A 16,285-nucleotide genomic window follows, 5' to 3' on the forward strand; every position below is an offset into this window, starting at 1 on the left:
TGTCTGCCTGACTGGAGGCGGCAGTTGTAGAAATACATGTAGTGCCTACGGCAGACAGTGAGGAAACCTGTATATCGGAACCCGCAGTATGAAGAAGGTCAGAGGAATTAATATGTTTATACAGGAACAATATCTGGAATTGGCCAGAAAAATTCACCAGGAAAATCCAGTAGTGGACGCCCACTTCGATCTGGCGGCGGAGGTCTACGAACGCCATCTGACCGGAGAGAGCGGCGTGGTGGAGCAGCGGTATCTGCCGCGCTTTGAAGAAGCGGGTCTGAACATTGTCGTATCATCTATTTTCATCAACAACCGGGATTTGCCGGAGCTGGGGCTTCGGAAGGCTCTGGGGCAGATCACGGCCCTGAAGGAGGACATAGAGCCGGTGGGCGACCGCATCCGTGTGACGAAAAGTCGTGCGGAACTGGATGAGAACCTGGCGGCAGGCCGGATCTCAGTTCTATTGTCCCTGGAGGGCCTCGATCCACTGGGAAATGATCTGTCTCTGCTTCGGACCTTCTACGATCTGGGCGTCCGGGGCGCAGGCCTCACCTGGAGCCGCCGGAACGCCTTTGCCACGGGCTGCTGCACGGCGGGGCAGTTCAAAGAGATCCCGGGTGGTCTGACAGAGCTTGGCAAAGAGGCTATCCGGAGAATGGAACGGCTTGGCATGTGGCTGGACGTGAGCCATTTGAGCAACGAAGGCTTCCGGGACGTGTGCGATCTGGCAGAGCAGCCCTTTATTGCCAGCCACTCCGACGCCTGGGCGGTACATGAGAATTATCGGAATCTGACAGACGATCAGATCCGCGAGATTGCGGGGCGTGGTGGCGTCATCGGGCTGAATGCTTGCGGGTATCTGACCGGCGTGATGTCGGAGCGTGAAAAGACAGAACGGGAAGGAGCCGCCGGAGCGCCGGAGGCAGCGGGACAGAATGCGGACGCGGCCCTGCTCCGTCTCTGCGAACATGCCGAGCACTTGGTCCGCATCGCGGATCCGGAGCATGTGGGCTACGGCTTCGATCTCTGTAAAGGACTGGAAGAAACCACCCCGCGCATCCATTTTGAGACAGAAATTTATGACGTGCTGGCCCACCACGGCGAGATGGTGAAGCTGACTGCCGCTTTACTGCAGCGGGGCATGGACGAAGCGACGGCAAAGGGCATAGCAGGCGGCAATTTCCTGCGTTATTATCGCCGTATTCTTAAATAAAATGAGCGAAACAAAAACGGTATAAGACAAGGGCTGCGTAAGGAAAAGGAAGCTTTGCAATCATAATTTTATAAATACATTTACAGCAGCGACAAAAAGTATTTTAGAAGCTTACTTCCGTCCTCGATTTCTTCCCGCGCAAAGGAAAAACACATCCGCTCCGGATGCCACTGCACCCCGAGAATCGGCAGCCTCTCATGGTACAGAGCCTCGATCACGAAATCCGGCCCGTACTGGGCCACCCGAAGGCCATCCCCGACAGCGGCCACCGCCTGGTGGTGGGCGCTGTTGACCCGCGGAAAATTACTGTAAAGCTGCGCCGGAAAGGTACCGTGTGCAGCTTTTGTTATGTGAATTTTATCCCCCTCGTCCCAGGCGTGGATGCTCAGGGATTCCCCGGACAGATCCTGAATCAGCGTTCCGCCAAAGGCCACATTGATAAGCTGAATGCCCTTGCAGATGCCAAGCACCGGTTTTCCCGCAGCCGTAAAAGCCCGGAACAGTGAGAACTGCACGGAGTCCAGCAGAGAGTCGATATTCCGCGACCCCTTATTTTCCATATGATAGAAAAAAGGACTGATATCTCCGCCGCCGGGCAGAATGAGACCGTCAAAATCCGCCGGATTCGGGAGAAAATCGTCTGCCAGCAGCATGGAAAGCTCCTGAACTGTTCCGCAAAGGGTTTCGGCCTGCGCGCCCAGCAGAGAAAAGGCGGCACAATAATTCAGGGTCTGCTCCCGAAAGCCCGCAATCAGAATTTTTTTATGGATCATGATAAAAACCAGCCTGTAGGAAAAGAATTTCTCCTAATATATGCAGTGAAAGCAAGGAAAAGAAGACCCATTTCCAGGGAAATGCCCTGCTGACATCTGGAGAAATCTTACAAAAAAGAAGCACGGAAGAGCCAATAAGTGATGGTTGCGGTTAAGGTTTTTTAAGAATTTATGAATGTCCTTGAAGTTCAAAAAAATATATGGTATTGTATTACAAGACTAATACAGATGTGGGACAAAATCCCATTTTTGTGGAAAAAGAAGGAGAAAAATATGAGCGCACTGGTGGAAGTAAAAGACATTTGCAAGATCTATAACCCCGGCGAAAATGAAGTCCGGGCGCTGGATCACGTGAGTCTTTCCATAGAAACAGGGGAATTCGTAGCCATCATCGGCCAGTCAGGTTCCGGTAAATCCACCCTGATGAATATGCTGGGCTGTCTGGATACGCCCACATCGGGAACCTATTTCCTGAACGGGCAGGACGTGTCCACCCTGACCGATGATGAGCAGTCGGATATCCGCAACAAAGAAATCGGCTTCATTTTCCAGGGCTTCAACCTGATCAGCAATCTGACCGCCCGGGAAAATGTGGAGCTGCCCCTGATTTACCGGGGCGTGCCGAAGAAGGAGCGGGAACGCCTCTCAGAGGAATCCCTGAAAATCGTCGGTCTGGCCCACCGCATGGACCACAAGCCAAACGAGATGTCCGGCGGCCAGCAGCAGCGCGTGGCCATCGCCCGGGCCATTGCGGCGAAGCCGCCGGTGATTCTGGCAGATGAGCCCACGGGAAACCTGGATTCCGGATCCAGCAAAGAGATTTTGCAGATTTTGAAGGAGCTCTACAAGGGCGGTCGGACTGTCATCCTGATTACCCATGACAACGGCATTGCGGCCCAGGCCAAGCGCGTCATCCGCATCATGGACGGCCATATTGTAGAAGATTACATCAATGAAGATGTTGTATTTTAAAGAAAGAATGAGGAGTGGAACCATGGAAGAGAAAAAGAGCCTGATGGAAGAATGGGAAGCCGACGAGGCGCTCACAGAACAGGAAGAACAGAAAGCAAAGAAGGGCCTGTTCAAAAAGAGCGCCCAGAAGGAGAAGAAAGAGAAAACGCCGCTGACCCCGGTCCAGAAGAAAAAGCGCCGGAAGCGGATTATCATCGGCGGTGTAGTCGTAGTGGTAGCAGTCGTGGCCATTTTGCCGCGAGCCTTCGCAGGTCCAAGCTACCCGATGGTCAGCGTCACCGAGGTAACCGTCGGCAGCGTCAGCCAGTCTGTGGACGGCAGCGGCGCGGTGCAGTCCGAGGAAGTAAAGACCTATTTCTCCCCGGTATCCGCCACCGTTTCGGAGTTTGATTTGCAGGTGGGCGACACCGTGGAGGCAGGCGATACGCTGCTTACCTACGACAGCGCCGAGCTTGACAACCTCTACAAGCAGGCGGAGCTCACCGGCAGCGCAGCCAACTATGGCTACAAGGATTCCATCGAAAAGGACAATAAAAACGCGTCCGAGTACAACCGTTCTTCCGCGGCTCTGGATATCATCAACCGGCAGCTGGACGAGGAAGACGACAATGTGGATCACCTGAATAAGCGGGTCAACGAGTATACCGGCTATCAGGGCGATTCTTCCAATAAATTGGCGGATCTGAAGAGTCAGCAGGACGCGGCGAAGGCGGCGATTGCGGCGTTAGATGCGGCTAACCAGGAGCTGAAAGCAGCAAAAGATGCGCTGGCACAGACCAGTATCACGGATCAGAGCAGTGTGGACTATCAGAAGCTGCAGGACGCTGTGACGGTGGCGCAGAACGCGGTTGCTCAGGCAAGCAAGCATGCTGCCGATGCCCAGGCGTCTCTCCCGAATATCGAGAAGAGCATCCAGGATGAGCAGAATAATTACAACGAAATCGTGAAGAAGCTGGACAGCTATCAGGGACGCTTAAAGGACGCCCAGGAAAATAAAACCAAGCTGGAAACCAGCAAATCCAAGGAGGAGGGCATCAAGGATTCCACCGACGCGGCCAAGCTCTCCGGCGCGGCCAGGAGCCAGCTGGCAGCCCAGAATAACTTGAGCACCCTGGAAGCAACGATGACCAAGGACGATATCCAGCAGGGTAAAGATGGCATCAAAGCAGATTTTTCCGGCGTGGTAACGAAGGTGGCGGCAGTCGCAGGCGGCCCGGCCACCAAGGGCGGCGAGCTTCTGACCGTAGCCAGCAGCGAGGACGTTACCGTGGAAATGAGCATCACCAAATATGATCTGGAGAAGATGGAAGAGGGCCAGAAGGCTACCGTAACGCTGGCAGGCCATACCTACGAAGGCACCGTAACCAAGCTCAGCCGTATCGCCGAGAAAAACGATAAGGGAACCCCAGTGGTTACCGCACAGGTGAAAATTGACAACCCGGACGAGAACATTTATCTGGGACTGGAGGCCAAGGTGAACGTACAGGGCCGTTTCGTGAAGGATGTGCTGGTGGTTCCGGCTGAGTGTGTGAACTCCGGCCAGGACGGCGACTTCTGCTATGTGGTCAATGAAAATGGCGTCGTAGAGAAAAAAGTGATTGAAAAGGGGCTGGCTTCCGATGACGCCGTAGAAGTAAAATCCGGTCTGGCAGCAGGCGACAAAGTCATTTCCGGCGGCCTGACCACCGGCATCACCGAGGGCACCCGTGTCACCGCAGTGGAGGAGTAAGCATGGCACAGCTATATGAATACATCAAAATGGCCCTGGACAATATCCGGGCCAACAAGGGCCGTTCCTTCCTGACCATGCTGGGCATCATCATCGGTATCTCTTCCGTCATCATGATTATGTCCATCGGCGGAGGCGCGAAGACGAAAATGAGCGACGCCTTAAATGCCATTGCCGGAGGCCAGATTTACGTCTATTCCAATACGGACGGCGGAACGGACGAACAGCAGATAACCGTGGAAGATATGAATGCCATCAAAGAGAAAATCTCCCACGTAAAGGGCGTGACGCCTTCCGACAGCATGTTTGGCAGCATCCTGACTCCGAAAGGAACCTTTGATGTGTACGCCACCACAGGTACAGCAGATTTGGAATATACCCACAATCCGGAAATGGTGGCGGGACATTATTTTACAGATTCCGACGTGGAGGCAATGAATCTGGTGGCCGTGGTCAGCCAGAGCGACGCCATCAAAATGTTCGGAACCGACGATGTGATCGGCATGACCGTGGAGGCAACCATTTACAATGTGACCCAGGAAATCACCATCTGCGGCGTTATGAAATCCGAGGACGAGGGCGGCATGATGGGCGCAATGATGGGAGAGACCAGTTATGTGAATTTTTATATGCCTTACACAGCCAATTATGCCTTTGGTTATGAACTGGATTCCTTCTACGGCCTGAATATCATTTCTGAGGGAAGCCAGTATTCCAGGGAAGTGGGGCAGGAGGCTCTGAATCTGCTGGCAAGCCGGCACCAGACCCAGGGGGAAGACGCCTTTATGCTCCAGGACGGCGACAGCCAGATTGCCCAGATTACCAGTATGCTGGACATGATTACCGCCTTCATCGCCCTAGTGGCGGCCATCGCCCTGCTGGTGGGCGGCATTGGCGTCATGAACATCATGCTGGTATCGGTTACGGAACGGACCCGGGAAATCGGTATCCGAAAGGCTCTGGGTGCTCGCACCGGATCCATCATGATGCAGTTTCTGGCCGAATCCGCCATCATCACCTGCATGGGCGGCCTCATCGGCATCGTGCTGGGCCTTCTGGGAGCTTACGGCATCTGCTCCCTGCCCGTGCTGGGCTTCAAGCCCGCCATCAGTATCGTGACGATAGTCCTAGCCACCGTATTCTCCTCAGCCGTGGGCATCTTCTTCGGTATCTACCCGGCGAAGAAGGCGGCGCGTTTAAGCCCCATCGAAGCTCTGCGGAGAAACTAATCCGGGCAGGCACTCTCCCTTATGGGAAATCACCCGACAGCCTTCAACAAAATGTCGAAAAATGTCGAAATTTCATCCGGCAGAATTTGAGTTTTCCACTTGAATTCTGCCGGAATCTGTTATATCATAGGTTCAGCGATTCCTCCGGAATTCACCGGAGTGTCACGGCATATCGCCGATTTTACCAAAGAAGAAAAAACAGAGAATCACTGGAAATGGAGTGATGGAAGAGTGCAGTTTTGTCTGGCGGCCTGTACAGACAAGGGGAAGACCCGCGCAGTCAACCAGGATGCCCTTTTGCTACAGCAGGCACTCTGCGGGCGGAGGCGTTATGTGCTGGCGGCGGTCTGCGATGGGCTGGGCGGCCTGGAAAAGGGCGAGCTGGCCAGCAGCGAGGTGCTTCGAAGTCTGGCGGACTGGTTTCAGAGCCGATTTCCGGAGGTACTTATGGCCGGATTTCCGGAACGGGAGCTTTTGGAAGACTGGAAAAATCTGGTACATACGGAAAATGAAAGGCTTCGGACATATGGAGAGAAGCAGGGAATTGTGCTGGGCACCACGCTGACGGCAGCCCTTTTTACCGAAGAAAACTGGTACTGCGTCCACGTGGGCGACAGCCGGTTGTATGAAATTGCGGCAGATACGGCGCGGCAGCTGACCCGGGATCACTCTCTGGCAGCGGAGGCTGTGGAACGGGGATTTATGACCCGGGAGGAAGGGGAAAAGGATCGGAGACGTAGCGTCCTGACCCGCTGCATTGGAGCGTGCCCGGAGACGGTGGCGGAATACCAGAGGGGTACGATCAGGCAGGACGCCATGTACCTTCTGTGCACGGACGGCTTCTGGCACGGCAATGCGCCGGAACGTCTGGCAGCGGATTTCTCTCCGGAGCTTCTCACCGGGGAAAAGCAGATGCAGAGGGCCGCAAAAAGGGTGACGGCCCGGAACCGGAGACACGGGGAGAAGGATAATATTTCCGCCCTGCTGGTGCGTCCGCAGGAAGGCGGGAAAGCCGGGAAAAGAGGAAGGCTATGCTGGAAATCGGAACGGTCATAGGCGGCAAATATAAGATTCAGAGCGTCCTTGGCCGGGGCGGCATGAGCGTGGTCTATCTGGCGGTCAATGAAAAAGCCAATAAGCCCTGGGCGGTCAAGGAGCTGGTCCGGAAAGAGTTTCAGGAGCTGGAGACGGAACGAAAGGAAATCGCACTAATGAAGCGTCTGAAAAATCCCCATCTGCCCAGCATCGTGGATGTGATTGAACAGGGAGAGCGCTTGTTGATTGTCATGGATTATGTGGAAGGACAGACGCTGGAAGCAATGCTTCGGGAGCAGGGGGCCCAGCCGGTGGAACGGGTACTGGACTGGGCCGGACAGCTCTGTCAGGTACTGACTTATCTGCACAGACAGTCGCCGCCTGTCATATACCGGGATATGAAGCCTTCCAACGTAATGCTTAAGCCGGACGGAACCATTGTGCTGATTGATCTGGGGGCGGCCCGGGAATTCCGACCGGAGCTTTCGACGGACACGGTGGCGCTCGGAACCTGCGGCTACGCGGCGCCGGAGCAGTATGAGGAGGGGCAGAGCGACGCCCGGACGGATATCTACTGTCTGGGTGTCATGCTGTTTCAGCTGCTGACCGGGGAAGGTCCCCACAGGCTGCAGCCGCTGCGCGCCCTGAGGGCGGAGATCCCGGCGGGTCTGGAGGCCATTGTAGAGCGGTGCGTACAGAAGGAAAAGGCGGGGCGTTATCAGAGTGCGGAAGAATTGTCTTACGCGCTGCGTCATTACTGGGAGCAGGACGCGGCGTATCGGATGGAACAAAAGAAAAAGCTGCGGCGGTTTGCGGCGGTTCTGGGACTGACATTCCTGCTGGGCGTCAGCGCGGCGGCGTCCGGGGCAGCGGAACGGCAATTGCGGCGGGACAGCTACGGTGCCTGGCTTCTGGCAGCAGGGAACGCCACAGAAAAAGAGGAGGAGCTGGCAGCCTGTGAAAAAGCCATTTCCCTGGATCCGAAGCGCGCGGATGGGTGGATGACGCTGCTGGAGGATGGCTTTCTGGATGATCAGCTCCTGACAGCAGCAGAGAGCGAGCGGCTGCGGGGACTGCTGATTCGCTATGAAGGAGATGGAAAAACCTGGGAGCAGCTGTTCCGGGAAAATAAAAGGGGCTATGCGGAATTTGCCTATCAGGCAGGGATTGCCTATTTTTATAAGTATGAGGAGAACGCAGGAAAAAAGAATGCGCGGATCTGGCTGAAAGCGGCGGCTGATTCAGGAAAGCTGAACGCCTGGCAGGAGGGACGGGCGGAGAGGCTCTATGCGATCGCCGATTATTATACCCGGATTGGTCAGGCCGACGAGGCGGGGGACGATCTGATTTCCTATGGACAGTACTGGGCGGATCTGTCGGCCCTGACCCGGGGCAATCTGGTGGCGGAGGATAATGCACGAACGGCGCTGGTGATGTACCAGGAGCTGGTAGGACAGATCATCACCCGGGGAGCGGAATTTCAGAAGGCAGGTGTGGAACGTGAGGAGCTTGAGTCAGCCCTTCTGGAGATCAGAAAAAGGCTGGGAACGGATTTTGGAGAGCTTTCGGATGTGGAGCAAAAGGCGATAGCGGCGGAAAAGCAGGAACTGACGGACATGATCCGGAAGGCAGAGCGGCTGCTGGAATCGGTTTACGGAGGCAGAAAATCAGGAGGTTGAATATGGGAGAGGTCATGACGCGCCTGCAAGTATTTCACAGGCTTGGGTTGTTTTTGGGAATCGCCGCAGGCATGTCGTTTATTGGAACGGCGGCCCTGTTTGTGCGCTGGGAGATCGGCCCGGCCATAGCCTGCCTTGCGGGCTTTCGGGGACAGCGGCGATTGGGCAGGAGACGGGAGAAAATGGGTATGGAAAAGACAGAACTGCTTGTAAATAAAGAAGTTTCGGAGGCGGAATTTCGCGTAGAGCGGGAGCAGCTGGTGATTCACTGCCGGGAGCGGATAGGAGGAGAACATTGAAAAAGAGGATAAGGGGAACGTTCCTGCCGGTACTGGGGCTTGGTCTGTGGCTGGGGCTTGGAGCTGCGGCCTGGGCGGAGGAGACTGACGCGGTGGAGGACCTGCAGGGCCCGAAGCTGCGGGAGCTGACCATAGAAGGCACGCCGGTCAGGCAATTCCGGACGGAAGCGGGAGAGGCGACGCTTTACAGAAATCTGGAAGGCGCAGACGTGCGGATAAGCTTCTGTATTGAGGATGAAAGGGAAAATTGGAACGCGGAGGCTGTAAAGGTGACGGTGCTTGACGCACAGGGAGAGCGGATTGTCCGGGAGGGATGCCTGGGGGATTCAGAGATTGTCTGGGAAGAAACAGTGGCCTCTTATCTTCACCGGGGCAGCCTGGAATTTGACGGAGAGCCGGGCGTGGAGGGTGTCTATCAGGCGATCCTTAGCTATATCGGTGAAAATGGTGTCGGTCTGGAGGAGACAGGAAGCGTCGAAAGCGAACCTTTCATCCTGGATCACCAGGGGCCGAAGCTTCAGGTGACATATACGGAACCGGTGCGGACGCTGGTAGCGGATGGAACGGATCTGGCAGCAGGTGACGCGCCGACGAAGGACTGCACCGCTTATTATAACCGGGATGTGGAAGTAAGCTTCGTGATAGAAGAGACATATGCGGTTCCGATTCTGACGGGGGGACGGCTGACCGGACTGGCGGATCTGGATATCCGGCTGGATGGAAAAACGGCGGACCTACAGTGGGAGCAGACCGGCCTGCATCGTTATACGGGGACCTGCAGAGTCTTGGCGGAGCAGGTATACCGCTTCCATGCGGCCTGCCGGGATGCGGCGGGCAATCCGATGCGGGCGGGAAATGCGCTGGTTCAGGCCGGAATGCAGGAGGACGAATATGAAGGGCATCGCCTGCTGATAGATCGGACAGCGCCGAAGGTGGCAGTCTCGGTGGCGGGAAAGCCGGTGGCGATACATAAGGGACGCAGTTACTATGCGGAAGATACGCTCCTTCAGATTACGGTGGCGGATGAAAATCTGCGCCTTCGTGAAGTGCGGGCGGAGATACTCAGAATGCAGGCGGAGGACAGCAGCGGCATGGCCATAGCCGGGACAGCGGCCTGGAATACGGCGGAGCAGTGGAAGGAGCGGGAGTTGATTTCCGGCAGCCGGACACTGGAGCTTCCCCTGACGACGGAGGCAAATTATGGAATTCCCATGAATATTACGGATCTAGCCGGTAATCAGGCGGTCTGGGCGGAAGGGGAAGAATACCGGGGAGCAATCAGAGATTACCGGGTGAAGGTGACGATAGATAAGACAGCCCCGGATGAACTGAAGCTGACCGGAGAGCCTGCGTCTTACCTGCCTTACGAGCCTTGTGGCTGGCTTTTTTCCGCACAGTCCGTAAGCTTATGTGCGAAAGCCCGTGACAGCGTGGCGGGTATTCAGAAAATCCGCTATACTCTGACGGACGTGGAGGGAGCGGTCACAGTGCGGGAGCAGAGCTTTGAACCTGCGGCGACGGAAAGCTTTGAACTGACTCTTCCGGTTTCGCAGGAAGCAGCAGATTTCAGGGGAACCGTGCAGGCAGAGGTCTGGGACTGGACAGGTCGTAAATCTGAAAAGACCCTGAGCTGCGGCGTCGAGAGCGCGGAAACACACGAAAAATCCGCAGAAGCCCGGCTGGCCATATGCACAAAGCCCGGCCGCATTGTGGATGGACAGGCCTATTATAATACGGACGTGGAGCTGGACGCATTCCTGACGGATCGTTTCACAGGCCTGCGGGATTGGATTATCCGGGCGGACGGACAAATCCGCAGCGAAAAGAAATATCTGTCGGAGCTTACTTACGAAGCGACAGAAACCATGAAGCTGCGGGCTGCGGACTATAATCACAATGACGTAAAGGTACAGGCAGAGCTCACAGACAACGCAGGATACGAAAGCAGGGCGGAGATAAGCTGCAATATCGATGTGACAAAGCCGGAGATTACCGTAACCTATGATTTGAATACTCCGATCAGGGAAACCTGTTACCGGGAACCCCGGACAGCTACGATTACCATCAAAGAACGTAATTTCGACCCGCGGGACGTGGAATTCCGGATTACCAATGGGGATGGCCCGGTGCCGGCGCCGGGGCCCTGGACACACAGCGGCAGCGGCGACGAAATGACGCATACCTGTCAGCTTGTATTTGAGGCGGACGGAGCGTATACCTTTCATGTGAGCTTTCAGGATCTGGCCGGCAACCGGGCGGATTACGACCGGACGGACGCCTTTGTCATCGATCGCACGCCGCCGGAGCTTACCGTTGCCTGGGACAATACCGACGTACAGAACGGCTTCTATTATAAAGAAGCCCGCACCGCGCGGCTGACGATCCGGGAAAAGAATTTCGACGAGAAAGCCATTCAGATCCGAACGCAGGTGGAGGAAGAAGGGGAAGAACCGGAGCTGTCCGCCTGGAGTCACAACGGGGAACTGCATACGGCAAGACTCCATTTTCAAAAGGACGGGGCCTACGCTTTCTGTGTGACCGGAAGGGATCTGGCGGATAATGAGCTGCCCTTATGGGAATCGGAACGCTTTGTGCTGGATCAGACGCCGCCGGAGCTTACCATTTTTGATATTCTGGACCATTCCGCCAATAACGGCGCTGTGCGTCCGGGCATCCGAAGCATGGACAGATATTATGATCCGGAGGGAGAGAGTATTACCCTGACCGGTTATCATAACGGTGATATGAAGCTGGTCGGAAAGCTGAGCCGCAGTGAAAATGGCATGGAATACAAGCTGGATGATATTCCCATGGAGCAGAAATGGGATGATATGTATATACTGAAGGCGGTTGCAGCCGATCTGGCAGGCAATCGTAAGGAAGAGACAGTCACCTTTTCTGTAAACCGCTGCGGCTCTGTCTATACTCTGGGCGAGGCCACAGAAAGGCTGGCGGGCGAACAGGGGAGCTATTACACCCGGGAAGAACCGGAGCTTGTGATTCTGGAGACCAATGTGGACGCTCTGACACTCCGGGAGATTACCAGCAGTCACGACGGGGAGCTTAAAAGCCTGAAGGAAGGAACGGATTATCAGGTGAGCAGAAGCATGGAGACAGGCTGGCAGCAGTATACCTACCGGATTGCGAAAGAAAATTTCACCGGGGAGGGTGTCTATGCAGTAACCCTGTATTCCGAGGATCGGGCTTCCAATGTCTCCGACAACCGCAGTAAGGGCAAACGGCTGGAATTTGCCGTGGACAAGACGCCGCCGGTGATTCTGGTTTCCGGTGTAGAGGAGAAGGGCCGTTATCAGGAGAGGCATCGGACAGTGCTGCTGGATGTACAGGACAATCTGGGAATGCGGGAGCTTCAGGTCGGACAGGCCGGGAGTGTTCGTGTATACACAGCCGAAGAATTGCGGGAGAACGACGGCAGAATGGAACTTACGCTCAATAGCGCCGACGACTGGCAGGAGCTGACAGTGCAGGCGGTGGATCTGGCAGGAAATCAGGCAGAGATAACGCCGATCCGTTTTCTGTTGACGCCCGACAGCCGCATTCAGGCAGAGCAGAGCAAAAAAACGCAAATGGCTGGACGCACCGGTGATTCAGGCTTGACAATACTTCTGTTTGGCGGTATGATAGCAACGGTTCTGATTGGCATCCGGAGACGGCGAAAAAAGATCAGAATCAGGGAAAATAATAGTTGACACAGGAATTTCCATGTGTTAATATATCATGGTGACAGAAAGCAGAGTATCCACTCTCACCTTAGCGCAGACGGCGACTCGGGTTTATAATTATCGAAGATATCGACAGGAATACAGGTCGTGTAAAGAGATATTTAAGTGGATAGTCTGACTATCCACTTTTTTAGTTTTTTTCTTTCTTAGAAGGAGGGCACTACAATTAGCGATTTAATGATTAACGAACAGATCCGGGATAAGGAGATTCGCCTGATTGGCGCTGACGGAGAGCAGCTTGGCATCATGTCTGCAAGAGATGCGATGAAGATTGCCCGGGAAGCAGAACTGGACCTGGTGAAGATTGCACCGACGGCGAAGCCGCCTGTATGCAAGATCATTGATTACGGCAAGTACAAGTACGAGCAGGCGAGAAAAGAAAAGGAAGCCAAGAAGAAGCAGAGAACCATTGAGATCAAGGAAGTTCGTCTGTCACCGAATATCGAGGAGAACGACCTGAATACGAAGGTGGGAGCTGCAAAGAAGTTCATCCAGAAGGGTGACAAGGTAAAGGTAACCTTACGTTTCCGCGGAAGAGAGATGGCCCATGTGCAGAAGACAAAGCAGATTCTCGACGTATTTGCAGAGAAGATGTCCGACGTTGCTGTAGTGGAGAAGGCTCCGAAGATGGAAGGCCGTCAGATGATGATGTTTCTGGCAGAGAAGCGTCAGTAAAATTTTGAAATCAACCGCGCAGGCGGCAATGATTTGATAGAAATTTGGAAAAGGATACTAGGATAGGAGGAGTATATAAAATGCCAAAAATTAAGACAAGCAGAGCAGCTGCAAAGCGTTTCAAAGTAACAGGTACAGGCAAACTCAAGAGAATGAAAGCTTATAAGAGCCATATCTTAACCAAGAAATCTCAGAAGAGAAAGAGAAATCTCAGAAAAGCTACCATTACGGACGCAACCAACGTAAAGAGCATGAAGAAGATTCTGCCGTATCTGTAAGTCACAGATTAAGCGGAAGTGAGAAGTTTCAAGGAGGAAAGAAGAAATGGCAAGAATTAAAGGCGGTTTAGGCGCTAAGAAAAGACATAACAGAGTATTAAAGCTCGCTAAGGGTTATAGAGGAGCAAGAAGCAAGCAGTATCGTGTAGCAAAGCAGTCCGTGATGAGAGCACTGACCAGCTCCTACGCAGGAAGAAAAGAGAGAAAGCGTCAGTTCCGTCAGCTTTGGATCGCTCGTATCAACGCAGCAGCACGTCTGAACGGACTGTCCTACAGCAAGTTCATGTATGGACTGAAGCAGGCTGAGGTTGAGCTGAACCGTAAGGTACTGGCTGACATGGCAGTAAATGATCCGGCTGGATTCGCTACTCTGGCAGAAGTTGCTAAGAGCAAGCTGGCATAAGACCGAAGAAACAGAGCGCATGATGCAGCCATAGGCTGCGCATAGCGCTCTTTGTTGTTGAGAATAATTAGCATCAGGAAAGCATGTTTGCTGGTGCCGTAAGATCTGGAGGTAAAGAAAATGACAGAGATTACTATTATTTCCGGTTTCCTGGGAGCCGGAAAAACAACACTGATTAAAAAGCTTCTGGAAGAAGTATTCAAGGGCGAGAAGATCGTACTGATTGAGAATGAGTTCGGTGAGATCGGCATCGACGGAGGCTTTCTGAAGGAGGCCGGCGTACAGGTAAATGAGATGAATTCCGGCTGCATTTGCTGTTCTCTGGTAGGAGACTTTGGAACTGCGCTGAAGGAGGTTATTGATACCTATGCACCGGATCGCATCCTGATCGAGCCGTCAGGTGTTGGCAAGCTGTCTGACGTTATGAAGGCAGTCCAGAATGTGGCGGGCCACATGGATGTACACATCGACAGTTCTATCGTTGTTGTAGACGGCAAGAAGTGTAAGATGTACATGAAGAACTTTGGCGAGTTTTTCAACAACCAGGTAGAGCATGCGGGTACCATCGTACTGAGCCGTACCCAGAGCATGACCGAGGAGAAGCTTGCAGAGGCGGTAAAGATGCTGCGTGAGCATAATGACAAGGCTACTATGATCACCACTCCCTGGGAGCAGCTGAACGGCAAGCAGATTCTGGACGCCATGAAGCATGCGGAGCTGGATATGGGCGACCTGGATCAGGATGATGACGACCATGAGCATGAGCACCATCACGACCATGATCACGAGCATGAACATCATCATGACCACGATCACGAGCATCATCATGATGACGACCATGATCACGGCGAGGGCTGCACCTGCGGCTGCCACGATCATGATCACCATCACCATCATCACGATCACGACGGCCATCACCATGCAGACGAAGTATTTACCAGCTGGGGCGTAGAGACCCCGAAGCGCTTCAGCCGCGAAGAACTGGAGAAGATTCTGGAGACACTTAGCAAATCCGGTCTGTACGGTCTGATTTTACGTGCCAAAGGTATCATTCAGAATACGGATGGAAGCTGGATGGAGTTTGACTTCGTACCGGAGGAGTATGAGATCCGCGAGGGTAATCCGGATTACACCGGACGTCTCTGCGTCATCGGTTCTCTGCTTGATGAGGATGGTCTGAAGGAACTCTTCGGAGTATAATGAGGAAGATAGTATGGCAAATAAAATCCCAATTTATATGGTAAATGGCTTTCTGGAGAGCGGAAAGACCACATTTATACAGGAGACCCTGTCCGACCCCTATTTCTCCGACGGTGGCAAGACCCTGCTTATCGCCTGCGAAGAGGGTGAGGAGGAGTATGACCTGCATGTGCTGGAGTCCTATGACACCACACTGGTGACCATCGAGGGCAAGGCGGAGTTTACTGCCGAGTTCCTGGAGGAATGCCAGAAGAAGTACAAGCCCAGTCAGGTTATGATTGAGTGGAATGGCATGTGGGGCATGCAGCTGTTCCGGGAAATGCGTTTCCCGAAGGGCTGGTTCCCGGCCCAGGGCATTACCCTGGTGGACGCAGGCACCTTTGACCTGTATATGCAGAACATGAAGTCTCTGTTTATGGATATGGTACAGGATTCCGATCTGGTTATCTTTGACCGTTGCGTGGAGGGTACAAAGGCGGCGTCCTATAAGCGCAACATTCGTGCCGTGAATCCCCGGGCCCAGGTGGAATTCGAGCAGGAGGGCGGCGAGCCCTTTGAGTTCGAGGATGAGCTTCCCTTCGACCTGAACGCGGATATCATCGACATCAGCGACATTGATTACGGTATCTGGTATGTGGATGCCATGGATCACCCCGAGCACTACGATGGCAAGACCATCCGGTTCAAGGGCCGCGTCATGAAGCCGCGCCGGATGACTCCGGGCTATTTCGTACCGGGCAGAAAAGCCATGACCTGCTGTGCCGACGACACCGTATTCTTAGGCTTCCTGTGTCGCAGCCACAATGTGGATAAGCTGAAAAATGGCCAGTGGCTGACTGTGACCGCGAAGGTCTATGTGGAGAAGCGGGACGAGTATTCCGGCGAGGAAGGACCGGTGCTTTATACCAAGGCGCTGAAGTCTGCGGAGCCCCCTGAGGAAGAGATGGTATATTTCTAAAGAAAAACGTTTCAAAAAACAAAATTTTGTGTAAATTAGGACTTTACAGGAAATATTTTTTCTGGTAAGATAAGTCCAACGGTAAACAAGGCGGTTTGC

14 protein-coding genes are annotated in these 16,285 nt (G+C 54.0%); 13 read left to right on the forward strand and 1 reads right to left on the reverse strand.

Annotated features, from left to right (window positions below):
- Nucleotides 1-88: 88 nt before the first annotated feature.
- Nucleotides 89-1,213 (forward strand): dipeptidase, encoded by a 1,125-nt coding sequence (locus tag WMO29_RS15640; protein WP_349165430.1) that lies wholly within the window; start codon nucleotides 89-91, stop codon nucleotides 1,211-1,213.
- An 80-nt stretch (nucleotides 1,214-1,293) separates the two neighbouring features.
- Here the strand turns inward: WMO29_RS15640 and WMO29_RS15645 are convergent, their stop codons facing one another.
- A complete protein-coding gene (locus WMO29_RS15645) occupies nucleotides 1,294-1,986 on the reverse strand; it encodes a gamma-glutamyl-gamma-aminobutyrate hydrolase family protein (RefSeq protein WP_349165431.1) in 693 nt (230 codons plus the stop codon).
- A gap of 273 nt (nucleotides 1,987-2,259) precedes the next feature.
- Here WMO29_RS15645 and WMO29_RS15650 point away from each other — a divergent pair, with 273 nt between their 5' ends.
- The 12 genes from WMO29_RS15650 to WMO29_RS15705 all read left to right on the forward strand — a co-directional run bounded on the left by WMO29_RS15650 (nucleotide 2,260) and on the right by WMO29_RS15705 (nucleotide 16,186).
- Entirely contained in the window at nucleotides 2,260-2,958 is a 699-nt protein-coding gene (locus WMO29_RS15650; RefSeq protein ID WP_349165432.1) for an ABC transporter ATP-binding protein, read from the forward strand.
- Nucleotides 2,959-2,980: 22 nt separating this feature from the next.
- Nucleotides 2,981-4,687, forward strand: coding sequence for an efflux RND transporter periplasmic adaptor subunit (locus WMO29_RS15655; RefSeq protein ID WP_349165433.1), 1,707 nt, complete (start codon nucleotides 2,981-2,983; stop codon nucleotides 4,685-4,687).
- 2 nt (nucleotides 4,688-4,689) lie between these two features.
- On the forward strand, nucleotides 4,690-5,916 hold the full coding sequence (locus WMO29_RS15660; protein WP_178040071.1) for an ABC transporter permease: 1,227 nt from the start codon (nucleotides 4,690-4,692) through the stop codon (nucleotides 5,914-5,916).
- Nucleotides 5,917-6,075: 159 nt separating this feature from the next.
- The gene (locus WMO29_RS15665) at nucleotides 6,076-6,972 is read left to right on the forward strand and encodes a PP2C family protein-serine/threonine phosphatase (protein WP_349165434.1); all 897 of its coding nucleotides are present in this window, start codon (nucleotides 6,076-6,078) and stop codon (nucleotides 6,970-6,972) included.
- Nucleotides 6,948-8,630 (forward strand): serine/threonine-protein kinase, encoded by a 1,683-nt coding sequence (locus tag WMO29_RS15670; protein ID WP_349165435.1) that lies wholly within the window; start codon nucleotides 6,948-6,950, stop codon nucleotides 8,628-8,630. The genes WMO29_RS15665 and WMO29_RS15670 overlap by 25 nt, the downstream gene beginning before the upstream one ends.
- A 2-nt stretch (nucleotides 8,631-8,632) precedes the next feature.
- On the forward strand, nucleotides 8,633-8,929 hold the full coding sequence (locus tag WMO29_RS15675; RefSeq protein ID WP_349165436.1) for a hypothetical protein: 297 nt from the start codon (nucleotides 8,633-8,635) through the stop codon (nucleotides 8,927-8,929).
- Entirely contained in the window at nucleotides 8,926-12,639 is a 3,714-nt protein-coding gene (locus WMO29_RS15680) for an Ig-like domain-containing protein (RefSeq protein ID WP_349165437.1), read from the forward strand. The genes WMO29_RS15675 and WMO29_RS15680 overlap by 4 nt, the downstream gene beginning before the upstream one ends.
- A gap of 210 nt (nucleotides 12,640-12,849) precedes the next feature.
- A complete protein-coding gene (infC, locus tag WMO29_RS15685; protein ID WP_178040066.1) occupies nucleotides 12,850-13,347 on the forward strand; it encodes a translation initiation factor IF-3 in 498 nt (165 codons plus the stop codon).
- An 80-nt stretch (nucleotides 13,348-13,427) separates the two neighbouring features.
- The gene (rpmI, locus tag WMO29_RS15690; protein ID WP_087165851.1) at nucleotides 13,428-13,625 is read left to right on the forward strand and encodes a 50S ribosomal protein L35; all 198 of its coding nucleotides are present in this window, start codon (nucleotides 13,428-13,430) and stop codon (nucleotides 13,623-13,625) included.
- Nucleotides 13,626-13,671: 46 nt separating this feature from the next.
- Nucleotides 13,672-14,028, forward strand: coding sequence for a 50S ribosomal protein L20 (gene rplT, locus WMO29_RS15695; RefSeq protein ID WP_158363222.1), 357 nt, complete (start codon nucleotides 13,672-13,674; stop codon nucleotides 14,026-14,028).
- 120 nt (nucleotides 14,029-14,148) lie between these two features.
- Entirely contained in the window at nucleotides 14,149-15,228 is a 1,080-nt protein-coding gene (locus WMO29_RS15700) for a CobW family GTP-binding protein (RefSeq protein ID WP_349165438.1), read from the forward strand.
- A 13-nt stretch (nucleotides 15,229-15,241) separates the two neighbouring features.
- Nucleotides 15,242-16,186: a TIGR03943 family putative permease subunit gene (locus WMO29_RS15705; protein WP_178040064.1), complete on the forward strand. Its 945-nt coding sequence runs from the start codon at nucleotides 15,242-15,244 to the stop codon at nucleotides 16,184-16,186.
- The last annotated feature ends 99 nt before the right edge of the window (nucleotides 16,187-16,285 follow it).

It is taken from the genome of Laedolimicola intestinihominis (assembly GCF_040096155.1).
Classification (GTDB): Bacteria; Bacillota; Clostridia; order Lachnospirales; family Lachnospiraceae; genus Laedolimicola; species Laedolimicola intestinihominis.

Coding starts and splice junctions, on each gene's coding strand:
- WMO29_RS15645 (WP_349165431.1), bottom strand. CDS start 1,986: ATGATCCATAAAAAAATTCTGATTGCGGGCTTTCGGGAGCAGACCCTG.
- rpmI (WP_087165851.1), top strand. CDS start 13,428: ATGCCAAAAATTAAGACAAGCAGAGCAGCTGCAAAGCGTTTCAAAGTA.
- WMO29_RS15670 (WP_349165435.1), top strand. CDS start 6,948: ATGCTGGAAATCGGAACGGTCATAGGCGGCAAATATAAGATTCAGAGC.
- WMO29_RS15705 (WP_178040064.1), top strand. CDS start 15,242: ATGGCAAATAAAATCCCAATTTATATGGTAAATGGCTTTCTGGAGAGC.
- WMO29_RS15675 (WP_349165436.1), top strand. CDS start 8,633: ATGGGAGAGGTCATGACGCGCCTGCAAGTATTTCACAGGCTTGGGTTG.
- WMO29_RS15655 (WP_349165433.1), top strand. CDS start 2,981: ATGGAAGAGAAAAAGAGCCTGATGGAAGAATGGGAAGCCGACGAGGCG.
- WMO29_RS15640 (WP_349165430.1), top strand. CDS start 89: ATGAAGAAGGTCAGAGGAATTAATATGTTTATACAGGAACAATATCTG.
- infC (WP_178040066.1), top strand. CDS start 12,850: ATGATTAACGAACAGATCCGGGATAAGGAGATTCGCCTGATTGGCGCT.
- WMO29_RS15700 (WP_349165438.1), top strand. CDS start 14,149: ATGACAGAGATTACTATTATTTCCGGTTTCCTGGGAGCCGGAAAAACA.
- WMO29_RS15660 (WP_178040071.1), top strand. CDS start 4,690: ATGGCACAGCTATATGAATACATCAAAATGGCCCTGGACAATATCCGG.
- WMO29_RS15650 (WP_349165432.1), top strand. CDS start 2,260: ATGAGCGCACTGGTGGAAGTAAAAGACATTTGCAAGATCTATAACCCC.
- rplT (WP_158363222.1), top strand. CDS start 13,672: ATGGCAAGAATTAAAGGCGGTTTAGGCGCTAAGAAAAGACATAACAGA.